Below are 9,834 nucleotides of genomic sequence, written 5' to 3'. Positions count from 1 at the left end.
CACCGTGACTCGCCACAGGGCCTCGCGGACGATCCCGCCGCTCATCTTGGACTCACCGCGCTCGCGTTCGACGAACGTGATCGGCACCTCGACGATCGTCATGCCGGCGGCGAGCACCCGCCGTGCCATGTCGATCTGGAAGCAGTAGCCCTGCGAAGCCACCTCGTCGAGCGGCAGCCGCTCGAGGGTCTCGCGGCGGAAGGCCCGGAATCCCCCGGTCGCGTCCTTGATCGGGATGCCGAGCATGAGGCGGGCGTAGAACGTACCGCCGCGGGAGATGAACCGCCGGTGCCACGGCCAGTTGACGACGCCACCGCCATCGACCCACCGTGAGCCCAGCACGAGATCGGCTCCGGCAGCACTGGCATCGAGCAGCCTGCCAAGGTCCTCGGGGCGATGCGAGCCGTCGGCGTCCATCTCGACCAGCACGTCGTAGCCGCGCTCGATGCCCCAGGCGAACCCGGCGCGGTATGCCGAGCCGAGACCTTGCTTGCTGGGCCGGTGCAGGACGTTGACGTGCGGGTCGGCGGCTGCGAGCCGGTCGGCGATGTCGCCGGTGCCGTCAGGAGAGCCGTCGTCGGCGATCAGCACGTCGACGTCGGGCTGGGCGAGGTGGAGCTGCTCGACGATCCAGGCGACGTTGGCGGCCTCGTTGTAGGTCGGGACGACGACCAGGGTGCGTGTCATTGTGCCGTCAGCTGTCCTTCTGTCGGGTGCCGAACCACCATGCTCCCAGACCAAGGATCACCAGCAGGTACTCCAGCGGCGCACCGATGACCAGTGCCGGGGTCTTGCCGGCGGCCAGCGTGACCTCGGCACTGAGAGTCGCCGGTTGGTGCATCGGCGCGCGTTCGACGCTGCGCCCATGCGGGTCGACCACGCCGCTGATCCCGTTGGTCGACGGCACGACGACCCATCGACCGGTCTCGATCGCTCGCAGCCGGGAGATGTCCCACTGCTGCTCGGGCTGCGACGTGTTGGTGAAGGCCGCGTTGCTGGTCTGCACGACGATCATCTGCGCCCCGCCGTCGACCGCGCGACGGGTCACGCTGTCGTATGCGATGTCGTAGCAGATCGTGTCGCCGATCAGGGTGTCGCCGATGCGCAGGGCGCCGGGTTCGTCGCCGGCCAGCATGTCGCGCGGGATGTCGCGGGCGAGCCGGGTGACGAAGAACCCTGCCTGCTTGCGCCACGGCACGTACTCGCCGAACGGGACGGGCTTGAGCTTGACGTAGCGCTCCCCCGGCCCGTCCGCGGTCCAGACGACCCCCTGGTTGTACGCCGTCGTGGTCGTCGGCCCGTCGAAGATGCCGCCGACCAGGATCGGTGCGCCGATGCGGGCCGAGAGCGCCTGGATGCGCTGCCTGACCGCCGTGTCGTGGTAAGGATCGGTGTCGGTGGCGTTCTCGGGCCACAGCACCATGTCGGGCTTGGGGACCTCGCCGGCCTCGATCCGCGCCGCGAGCTTGTCGGTCTCGGCGGCGTGCAGCTTGAAGATCTCGCCGATGGGCCAGGTCAGGAAGACCCCCGGCACATCACCTTGCACGAGTGCCACCTGCCGGGTGCCGTCGGCGCCGGCGATGCCGGTCGGCAGCACCGCTCCGACTCCGGCGAGCGCCAGGACGGCTGCCATGGACAGCGCCCTCGTGCGCCAGGCGGCTGACGTCACGAGCACGACCAGCAGGCTTGCGACGACGAACAGCACGGCGCTCGTGGCCGGCATCGCGATGAGTCGTGCGTAGGCCTCGAACGGCGTGTCGATCGAGGTGTGCGCGAGCCTTCCCCACGGGAAGCCCGTGAACGGGAAGCCTCCCCGAGCCCATTCGCCGAGCACCCACACTGCGGCCCCCCAGACTGGCCACCAACGCAGCCTGGCCGAGGCACGCAGCGCCAGCATGATGGGGATGAAGAACAGCGTCTCCGCCAGGACCAGCCCGATGTAGGCGGCTGTGCTGACCGCGTTCATCCACCAGATCAGTGGCCCCATGAACGACAACCCGTACAGCGCGCCGGTGAGCATGACCGTACGTTTGCGGGCGTCCCGCAGGGCGTGAGCGAGCCAGATCAGGCCGGCCATGGCCACGACCATGGCGAACGGCAGGTTGACCGGGTCGAAGTTGAGGGACGAGAGGACGCCCATCACGATGGCGGCAGGCCAGGCGATGCGGCCGCCGATGCCGGGAGTCAGGAGCCGTGCGGAGACGGTCGCGGATGAGCCGCTCATGTCACCCGTACGCCTCGGGATCACCCAGCCAGGCGTCACAGGACGACGAGCTCACGTGGCGTGTTGTTGAGCACCTCGAGACCGTCGGCGGTGCACACGGCGATGTCCTCGATGCGGGCGCCGAAGCGCCCGTCGAAGTAGATCCCGGGCTCGATCGAGAACGCCATGCCTTCTTCGAGAACCAGGTCGTTGCCCTCGACGATGTAGGGCTCCTCGTGCGTCTCCTGGCCGATCCCGTGGCCCGTGCGGTGGATGAACAGGTCGCCGAAGCCCGCATCGGCGATCAGCGCCCTTCCGACGGCGTCGACGGACTCTGCAGTCACGCCGGGCCGCGCGTGCTCTCGCTGGGCCTGCTGGGCGGCCTCAAGCACGGCGTACGCCTCGGCGTACGCAGGCGGGACGGTGCCGCCGGCGAGGTAGTTGCGGGTCGAGTCGGAGCAGTAGCCGGCCGCGTTGGTGCCGCCGATGTCGACGACGACCGGATCACCCTCCTGGATCACGCGGTCGGAGAGCTCGTGGTGGGGCGATGCGCCGTTGGGGCCGGAGCCGACGATGACGAAATCCACGGTCTCGTGGCCTTCGTCGATGATCGCGCGGGCGATGTCGGCGCCGACCTCGCGCTCGGTGCGGCCGGGACGCAGCCATTCGCCCATGCGCGAGTGCACGCGGTCGATCGCCAGGCCGGCCTCGCGCAGGGCGCCGATCTCGTCGGCGTCCTTGCGCATGCGCAGCCGCTGGACGAGCTCGCCGCCGAGGACCTGGCGGGCGTCAGGAAGCGCCTCCCTCAGCGCAAACACGCGCGAGGCCCACATGTGGTCGTCGACGGCGACCGTGGCGGCGTCACCGACGATCGAGGCGACCAAGGCGTAGGGGTCGTCGGTCTCGTTCCACGACTCAACGCGTACGTCGACGCCCGAGGCGATGGCGGCAGGCTTCTCGAGCGTCGGCACGACGAGGGTCGGATCACCGGCTGAAGGCAGCACCAGACAGGTCAACCGCTCGAGCGGGAGCGCCACGTAGCCGGTCAGGTAGCGGAGGTCCGCTCCCGGCGTGATGAGGAGGGTGTCGATGCCCTGCGATGCGGCCAGTTGCTGTGCCTTGCGCCATCTGCTCACGAGATGACGATACCTGCGGCTCCCATGGCGATACGCGCCGTAGCCCAAACGACACGTGACAGGCTCTCTGACCCGACCTAGGGTGAGACGACCAACACACGATCGGGGGATCACACATGCGCAGAATCCTGCCATCGATCGCTGCCGTCACCATGACGGCCAGCCTTCTCGTCGCCGGACCGGCCACGGCCAAAAGCCAACCGCCGAAGCCCGCCGACACCAGCACGCTCACCCAGGCCGTCACGGTCAGCGGCCTGATGCAGCACATGCGGGTGCTGCAGCGCATCGCCGACCGCAATGAGGGCACCCGGGCGTCCGGGCTGCCCGGGCACACCGAGTCCGCCGACTATGTGGCCGACAAGCTGGAGGATGCCGGCTACGTCGTCACTCGCCAGAAGTTCACCTTCCCGTTCACCCGCGAGCTGGAGCCGGCGACGCTGACCCAGCTGACGCCGACCGAGCGCGAGGTCGAGACCCACACGATGGACTACTCGGGGTCAGGAGACGTGACCGGGCCGGTCATTCCGACGAACGACGTCATGATCCCCCCGGCCGACGAGCCGAGCAGCACATCGGGTTGCGAAGCGTCAGACTTCGCCGCTGCTCCGGCCGAACCGGCGATAGCACTGGTCCAACGCGGCACGTGCACGTTCGAGGCCAAGGCCAACAACGCCGCGGCGGCCGGTTACGACGCCGTCATCATGTTCAACGAGGGCCAGCCAGGGCGTGACGGTCTGCTGACCGGGACACTGGGCAACCCCGTCGACATCCCGGCCGTGGGGGTCTCCTACGAGGACGGCGCAGCGCTGGCCGAGCCCGGCGTCACCGCCCGGGTGACCACCAAGACCGAGACGGACCTCAACCGTGAGACCGAGAACGTCATCGCCGATCTTCCGGCGAAGGCCGCCAAGGACGCCAACCAGGACGAGGTCGTCGTGGTCGGTGCCCACCTCGACAGCGTGGCCGCCGGCGCGGGCATCAACGACAACGGCTCCGGCTCGGCGGCGATCCTCGAGATCGCTGAGCAGATGTCGGCGCTCAAGCTCACCAAGGACCTCAGACGTCCCGTGCGCTTCGCATTCTGGGGCGCCGAGGAGTCGGGTCTGGTGGGCTCGGAGCACTATGTCGCGGAGCTGTCGGACGCCGAGCTGGCGAGGATCTACGCCAACCTCAACTTCGACATGCTCGGCTCCCCCAACTACGTCCGGTTCGTCTACGACGGTGACGGCTCGGCCGGGGGCGACGCGGGCCCGGCCGGTTCGGACGCGATCGAGGACGTCTTCACCGACTACTTCGATGCGCAGGGCCTGGCGTCCGAGCCGACGGCGTTCGACGGTCGTTCCGACTATGGGCCGTTCATCGACGCCGGAATCCCGGCGGGCGGACTGTTCAGCGGTGCCGAGGGCGTCAAGACCGCAGAGCAGGCGGTCGTCTACGGCGGTACGGCCGGTGAGCCGTACGACGCGTGCTACCACGCGGCGTGCGACGACATCTCCAACCTCAACGCCTCCGCCCTGCACGAGCTCGGCGATGCCGCGGCGCACGCGACAGGCGTGCTGACGCTGTCGAAGACTGGCCTGTTCCCCGACGGCAGCCTCAAGGGGAACGACAGCCGGTCCAAGGCACCCAGCCGGGGATCGCAGCTCCTACGCTGAGCCGCTCGACCGATCGGCGCCACCACTCCTCGGGATGGTGGCGCCGATCTCTGCGTTCTGCCTCGGGCCATGCCTGCTGGCTGCCATGATGTGGCGATCGCTGAACGTGGGAGGAAGACGCCGTGCTGCTGCTCGACGGAGTGCTGGGACTCATCGTCCTGGGGCTGTGGATCTTCTGCCTGCTCGACGTCATCTCGACCAGCGAGTACGCCTGCCGCAACCTGAGCAAGGTCATGTGGGTCGTGATCGTGCTGTTCTTCCCGCTGATCGGCTCGATCGCCTGGCTCGTCGCGGGCCGACCGCAGTCGGATGCGACCTCCTCGATGCCCTACAAGGGCAATCATGGCCACCCGTCGTCGTTCCCGGAGTACGAGCGTCCCGGGCGTGCGGTCGCGGCGAATCCCGAGGACGACGAGGCATTCCTGCGCGGTCTGCGCGAGCGCGCTGAGGAGCAACGCCGGGCGTACCGCGAGCAGCGGCGCGAGCTCGAGGAGAAGTCGCGGCGTGAGCTCGAAGAGGGCGACAGCACCGCCAGCTGAGCGGCGCCTCACACTAGGCTCGGCTCCATGGCACACGGTCGACTGCTGCTCCTCGACAGCGCGAGTCTGTACTTCCGGGCGTTCTTCGGCGTTCCCGACTCCCTGAAGTCCCCTGACGGGACGGTCGTCAACGCGCTGCGGGGCATCCTCGACTTCACGTCGACGCTGACCACGCAGTACGGCCCCGAGGCGATCGTCGCCTGCTGGGACGACGACTGGCGGCCGCAGTGGCGTGTCGATCTGCTCCCGTCCTACAAGACTCAGCGGGTCGGCGACGAGGGCGGTGAGGCCGACACGACCGGCGGCCTGCTCGGACCCCAGGTGCCCCTGATCGCCGAGGCGTTCGCGCTGCTGGGCATCCCCGTCGTCGGCGCCGCTGACGCCGAGGCGGACGACATCATCGGCACGTTCGCCACGACCTGGGACGGTCCCGTCGACATCGTCACGGGCGACCGTGACCTGTTCCAGCTCGTCGACGATGCCCGGGGCGTACGCGTCCTCTACGTGGCGCGCGGCGTCTCCAAGCACGATGTCGTCGACAACGCGTGGATCCGCACCAAGTACGGCATCGACGCGTCGCAGTACGTCGACTTCGCGGTGATGCGCGGCGACGCCTCGGACGGCCTGCCGGGCGTCGCGGGGATCGGCGACAAGACCGCAGCCCTGCTGCTCCGGGAGTTCAGCGACATCGACGGCATCCTCGAGGCGGCCCAGGACCGCTGGTCGTCGATCAAGCCACGCGTACGCCAGTCGCTGCTCAGCTCGGTCGACTACATCGACGCCGCTCGCACGGTCGTGGCGGTCAAGCGAGACGCCTGCGACGTCGAGGTGCTCACCGCGCCCGTGCAGGAAGAGGCGTTCCGCACCTTCGGCGAGACCTGGGGCCTCGGCGGCGTCACCGACCGGGCCCTGAAAGCGCTCGCCGCAGAGTGAGGTGATCTCGAAGCTTCGGTTCCTAGGGAGGCCGCCCGCGGCCGACCGGGAGCGAGCTCTGCGAGCGAAGGATCAGCTGGTGACGCTGGTGTAGGCGACGACGCCGCGGCGGAGCAGGTCGAGGGACTCGCGAGCGGTGTCCCGCAGCGATCCGGGACCCGCCGCATCGGCGATCTGCGCCACGACGTCGATCAGCTGCTTCATGGCGCGGACGAAGTCTCCCGCGGCCAGGTCCATCTGGCCGAGCACGTCGTCGAGCGAGGCTCCCATGCTCCATTGCCACACCGCGTGGGCGAAGCCGAAGTCCGGCTGGTGCAGGAACCTGAGCCGGTGCTCGCGCTCGAGGCGCTGGAGATCGGTGCACAAGGTGGTCATGGTGTCGGCGACCGTGCGCACCGCCTCGGTGGGAAACCGCGGCGCGGGTGCGTCGTCGGCGTTGCGGGACTCGAACGTCAGCCCACTCACCACCGCGGCGAACTCCGCCGCCTCGAGGCCGTCCCACACGTCCCCGCGCAGGCACTCGCTGACGAGCAGGTCGAGCTCGCTGTAGAGGCGCTGCAGCCGCTTCCCGTCATCGGTGACCTTGTCGCCGTCGAGGTAGCCGAGCACGTCGAGCACCTCGCAGACCCGATCGAACTGCCGCGCGACGGTGTTCGTACGTGACTCGATGCGGCCGCGCTGGTTCGCGGTGTCGCGCTCGAGCTTGAAGTAGCGTTCGGCCCAGCGTGCGTGCTTCTCACGATCAGGGCAACCGTGGCACGGATGGTTGCGCAGCTTGTCCCTGATCGCGGCGATGCGGGGGTCCTCGCGGGGGGCGTGCTCGCGGTATGGCTTGTCCTGCCGCCAGGCAACCCCTTCCGCTCGGTTGCGCAGCTGTGAGGCCAGGTCGCGGCGCGCCTGCGGGTTGCGGGCGTTGAACGACTTGGGGATGCGCATCGTCGTGATGGGCGCCACCGGGGTGTTGAAGTCGACCATCGCGAGCCGGCGGGCATGCCGGTTGGCCGTCAGCACCATGGGCCGCGGCCCGTCGCTGTCGGTCGTACGTCCGGGGTCGAGCACGACGGCGATGCCGGCCCAACGGCCGACCGGCACGTTGATGACGTCACCGGGCTTGAGCCTGACGAGTGACTCGACGACGTCCTGGCGGTCGGCGGCACGCCGGGCCTTGGACCCGGACGCCTCGATGTCGCTGAGCTCACGGCGCAGGCCGGCGTACTCCATGAAGTCGCCCAGGTGGCACTCGACGTTCTCGCGGTAGCCCTGGAGCGCCTCGTCGGCCCTGCGGATCTGCGTGGCGAGGCCCACCACGGCGCGGTCGGCCTGGAACTGCGCGAACGACTGCTCGAGCAGTTCGCGGGCGATCGTGCGGCCGACCTGGCCCACCAGGTTGACCGCCATGTTGTAGGACGGCTGGAACGAGGAGTTGAGCGGGTATGTTCGCGTGCTGGCGAGCCCGGCGACCTGTTTGGGGTCGAGTCCGGGCTGCCACAGCACGACGCCGTGCCCCTCGACGTCGATGCCGCGGCGCCCGGCACGACCCGTCAGCTGGGTGTACTCCCCCGGCGTGATGTTGGCGTGGGTCTCGCCGTTCCACTTCGACAGCTTCTCGATGACGACCGAGCGGGCCGGCATGTTGATGCCGAGTGCCAGCGTCTCGGTGGCGAAGATGATCTTGACCAGCCCGTCGCTGAACAGCACCTCGACGCACTCCTTGAACGTCGGCAGCATGCCGGCGTGGTGCGAGGCGATGCCGCGCACGAGTGCGTCGCGGAACTCGTAGTAGCCGAGGACGTGCAGGTCGTCCTCCGGCAGGTGCGAGCAGGTCGCGTCCACGACCGCGCCGATCTCGGCCTGTTCCTCCGGCGTGGTCAGCGTCAGGCGCGCGTCGAGGCACTGCTTGACCGCGGCATCGCAGCCCGCTCGGCTGAAGATGAAGCAGATCGCGGGCAGCAGCCCCTCGCCGTCGAGCCGCTCGACGACCTCGACCCGGCTCGCGGTCCGGTGACGGCTGCGCGGGCGCCTGCCGCCCTTGCCGGGCCGGCCCTTCTGCATACGGCTGAACTGCCAGTCGTCACGTGCGATGCGGGTCAGCGCCTGGTTGACCTCGACACCTTGGTCGTCGGCACTCGACTCGAACAGGGGGAACATCTTGCGGCCGACCAGCACGTGCTGGTGCAGGGGTATGGGGCGGCGCTCCTCGACGATCGTGACGGTGTCGCCGCGGACCTCGGTGAGCCAGTCGCCGAACTCCTCGGCATTGGACACGGTGGCCGACAGCGAGATGACCGACACCGATTCGGGCAGGTGGATGATGACTTCCTCCCACACCGCGCCGCGCATGCGGTCGGCGAGGTAGTGAACCTCGTCCATGACGACGTAGCCGAGCGTGTCGAGCGTGCGCGAGCCGGCGTAGAGCATGTTGCGCAGGACCTCGGTCGTCATGACGACGACGGGTGCCTCACCGTTGATCGTGTTGTCCCCGGTCAGCAGCCCGACGTTCTCGGCCCCGTGGCGGGCGACCAGGTCGGCGTACTTCTGGTTGGACAGCGCCTTGATGGGAGTTGTGTAGAAGCACTTGCGCCCGGTCTCGAGGGCGAGGTGCACGGCGAACTCCCCGACGATCGTCTTGCCGGAGCCGGTGGGGGCGGCCACCAGGACACCGTGGCCGTCCTCGACCACCTTGCAGGCCCGGACCTGGAAGTCGTCGAGCTCGAAAGCGTAGTGGCCGCGAAACGCAGCCAGGTGCGGATAGGCCCGGGCGGCGCGGGAATTCGAGTACTTCTCGGCCGGGGAGGTCATGCCTCCACATTACGCGTGACCGGGTGATCTCCCGGTCACGGCGCGGGCGGTGCGAAGACTCGCAACGCGGCCGGGTGCACCGTCGTCGTCATGGGGAGGGGACCGAGGCGTTCGCCGTCCCCGTACGCCACGATGCCCGGCGACGACAGCGTCACCTCACGCACCAGGTGGCGCTCGAACTCCGGCATCGTGATGTGCGTGCCCTTGTAGAGCTTGGGGAACACCCGGATCAGCTTGGCCTTGCTGACCGGGTTGATGACCACGACGTCGAGCAGGCCGTCGACCAGTGAGGCGCCCTCGCAGATGCGGAGGCCGCCCCCGAACGACGGGCCGTTGCCCACCGCGACGAGCATCGCCTCGCGCTCGATGGTCCGGCCGTCCAGCGTCAGGGTGAACGCCAGTGGCTCGAACTCGCGGAGCTCGGCCAGGATCGCGATGTTGTAGCGCATGTTGCCGCGCGGCCACGTCATCGCGTTGGCGCGCTCATTGACCTTGGAGTCGAAGCCCGACGCGATGACCGTGGCGACGTACGCCTCACCCGCGCGCGCGAGATCGACCGTACGCGTGTG

At 69.1% G+C, this 9,834-nt stretch carries 7 protein-coding genes and 1 pseudogene; 3 read left to right on the top strand and 5 right to left on the bottom strand.

Annotated elements, in window-relative coordinates; all coding sequences use genetic code 11:
* From V6M46_RS03870 to V6M46_RS03860, 3 genes are all read right to left on the bottom strand, one after another.
* Positions 1 to 687 (bottom strand): polyprenol monophosphomannose synthase (locus tag V6M46_RS03870; protein WP_332662452.1); only part of this gene is annotated, 687 nt, incomplete at its 3' end.
* A gap of 7 nt (positions 688 to 694) precedes the next feature.
* Positions 695 to 2,224 carry an apolipoprotein N-acyltransferase gene (lnt, locus tag V6M46_RS03865; RefSeq protein WP_332662451.1) on the bottom strand — a complete coding sequence of 510 codons (1,530 nt, stop codon included), beginning with the start codon at positions 2,222 to 2,224 and terminating at the stop codon, positions 695 to 697.
* 35 nt (positions 2,225 to 2,259) lie between these two features.
* Entirely contained in the window at positions 2,260 to 3,339 is a 1,080-nt protein-coding gene (locus V6M46_RS03860) for a M24 family metallopeptidase (RefSeq protein WP_332662450.1), read from the bottom strand.
* A 116-nt stretch (positions 3,340 to 3,455) separates the two neighbouring features.
* Between V6M46_RS03860 and V6M46_RS03855 the strand changes: the two genes are divergently transcribed.
* The 3 genes from V6M46_RS03855 (at position 3,456) to V6M46_RS03845 (ending at position 6,466) form a co-directional block, all read left to right on the top strand.
* Positions 3,456 to 4,994: a M28 family peptidase gene (locus V6M46_RS03855; RefSeq protein WP_332662449.1), complete on the top strand. Its 1,539-nt coding sequence runs from the start codon at positions 3,456 to 3,458 to the stop codon at positions 4,992 to 4,994.
* Between the two features lie 122 nt (positions 4,995 to 5,116).
* A complete protein-coding gene (locus tag V6M46_RS03850) occupies positions 5,117 to 5,533 on the top strand; it encodes a PLD nuclease N-terminal domain-containing protein (RefSeq protein ID WP_332662448.1) in 417 nt (138 codons plus the stop codon).
* A gap of 27 nt (positions 5,534 to 5,560) precedes the next feature.
* Complete coding sequence (locus V6M46_RS03845; RefSeq protein ID WP_332662447.1) at positions 5,561 to 6,466, top strand: 5'-3' exonuclease; 906 nt, start codon at positions 5,561 to 5,563, stop codon at positions 6,464 to 6,466.
* Between the two features lie 72 nt (positions 6,467 to 6,538).
* Here the strand turns inward: V6M46_RS03845 and V6M46_RS03840 are convergent, their stop codons facing one another.
* Both V6M46_RS03840 and V6M46_RS03835 read right to left on the bottom strand, forming a co-directional pair.
* Positions 6,539 to 9,265, bottom strand: coding sequence for a DEAD/DEAH box helicase (locus V6M46_RS03840; RefSeq protein ID WP_332662446.1), 2,727 nt, complete (start codon positions 9,263 to 9,265; stop codon positions 6,539 to 6,541).
* A gap of 35 nt (positions 9,266 to 9,300) precedes the next feature.
* Positions 9,301 to 9,834 (bottom strand): annotated as a pseudogene (locus V6M46_RS03835) (sphingosine kinase); the annotation flags it as partial.

Source organism: Aeromicrobium sp. (assembly GCF_036676885.1).
In the GTDB taxonomy this organism is placed as follows: Bacteria; Actinomycetota; Actinomycetes; order Propionibacteriales; family Nocardioidaceae; genus Aeromicrobium.
Note: the sequence above shows the minus strand (reverse complement) of the source record. Positions and strands in the feature narration are given on the sequence as shown.